Below are 2,189 nucleotides of genomic sequence, written 5' to 3'. Positions count from 1 at the left end.
ATAGTAATTTCTATGATTGTACATATAATAAGAACAAAAATGATTAATAAAAAGATGCCAACTTCTGCATCAAGAAGTGAAGTAGGTTTAGCATAGTAAAAGCAGGACTCAAAAAATTTTTTTGAGTCCTGCTTTTTAGGTGTGCCCAGCATGGGCACGTACTTGTCGGTGAAAGTCCGATATGGGGGTTGATAGTGCCAACCATTAGCTTAAGACAAGGGTGTCCATCGCGAGGTGGAATCTGAAGGAAGTCGGAGGCAAAACCTTGGTCTGAGGTACACGAATCACATTTGAGGCTTAGCTCTATGGGTGAACTTGCCTAACAAAGTAAAGCCCTAAACTATCCGAAATAGAGAAAGTAAATGTGGCAGATAGATGAGGTGAAAGTGCGTGTTCTTACCTGGGGAGGTCTGATAGATACATCTTTGTGTAGATTAAATTCTTAAAGATAACCTATATAGTGATATATAGTTGAACTATCAGAAGTCAGCAGATGTCATAGTACTTCGCTAAACGCGTTAGCGGAGGAAGGACGGAACATTAGGAGGTTTACAACTTTGGATAAATCAAAGAAATTACAAAGAAAGCAGAAAACTCAATATGGAGACCAAGTGGTGGAAGTAGAAGTGGAACTTCAAGGTAAATCAAAGGTGCAGAGTAATTCTAGGGTTTTACCAAATAGGGAAAGCGTAAACGATGAAGCGTTTGATACTAGTAGATTACTTGAAGATGTGCTAGAAAGAAATAATATGCTTTTAGCATTAAAGAGAGTAATTAGCAACAAAGGTAGCCATGGTGTCGATGGAATGAAAACCGATGAACTTCGAGGGCATATCAAGAAACACTGGGGTACAATTAGGGCTAAACTATTAGAAACTAAGTATAATCCATCACCAGTAAGAAGAGTAGAAATACCAAAACCTGATGGCGGAGTTAGATTGCTAGGAATACCAACTGTACAAGATAGATTATTGCAACAAGCAATTGCTCAAGTTTTAACGAAGATATACGACCCATTATTTTCCGAAAATAGTTTTGGATTCCGTCCTCGTAGAGGAGCAAAAGATGCTATAAAGAAGGCAAAACAGTATATAAATTTAGGAAATAAATGGGTGATAGATATGGATTTAGAGAAATTCTTTGATAAGGTTAACCACGACATTTTAATGAGTAAACTTGAAAAGAAGATAAAAGATAAACGATTATTGTCGTTAATAAGAAAATATTTAAAAAGTGGAATCCTTATTAATGGTGTTTCAGTTGTAAGTGAAGAAGGAACTCCACAAGGAGGACCATTAAGTCCATTATTAGCAAATATAATGCTAGATGAATTAGATAAAGAACTTGAAACTAGAGGGCATAAATTCTGTAGATACGCAGATGATAATAATATTTATGTTAAAAGCAGACGAGCAGGACTAAGAGTAATGAAATCTATAACAAATCTTATCGAAAATAAGCTAAAGCTTAAGGTGAATGAGAATAAAAGTGCAGTAGACTTTGTATCTAGAAGAAAATTTTTAGGATTTTCTTTCTATTTTGCGAAAAGCGGAGCAGAAATAAGAATTCACGAGAAGTCAGTTAAAAGATTTAAAGAGAAAATTAAGTTCTATACTAATAGAAATACAGGGATTAATATGGAATATAGATTGAAGAAACTAAATCAGATAATGAGAGGGTGGATTAATTATTATGGAATAGCTAACGCAAAAGCGAAGCTAAAAGAACTAGACCAATGGATTAGAAGAAGACTAAGAGCTTGCATATGGAAACAATGGAAGAAGATTAGGACTAAGCATAGGAATCTAGTAAAGCTAGGAATTAACAAATACAAAGCCTGGGAATATGCAAATACAAGAAAAGGCTATTGGAGAATATCCAACAGCCCAATCTTAAATAAATCTTTAACTAACGAATATCTAGAATCACTAGGATTTGTTAGTCTAACACAAACATATCAAATGATACATTAAATTCTAATGAACCGCCGTATACCGAACGGTACGTACGGTGGTGTGAGAGGTCGGTAAATAAAATAATTATTTACCTCCTACTCGATTATTTAAAGTAAGCTTTTTGATGAGATGGAGAGAGAAGATTTAAGGAAAGATTAATTTATTTATGGGATTATTCATGATATAGTGATTTAAAATGGAGAATTATGAGAATAATTCTAAATGAGACTCTAT

General features: G+C 34.3%; 1 protein-coding gene. It reads left to right on the top strand.

What is annotated here, in order from left to right:
• The first annotated feature begins 557 nt into the window (after nt 1-557).
• Entirely contained in the window at nt 558-1,973 is a 1,416-nt protein-coding gene (ltrA, locus tag ACRC28_RS03540; protein WP_438542076.1) for a group II intron reverse transcriptase/maturase, read from the top strand.
• The last annotated feature ends 216 nt before the right edge of the window (nt 1,974-2,189 follow it).

This window comes from Clostridium sp. (assembly GCF_051650885.1).
Lineage (GTDB): Bacteria > Bacillota > Clostridia > Clostridiales > Clostridiaceae > Clostridium.
Note: the sequence above shows the minus strand (reverse complement) of the source record. Positions and strands in the feature narration are given on the sequence as shown.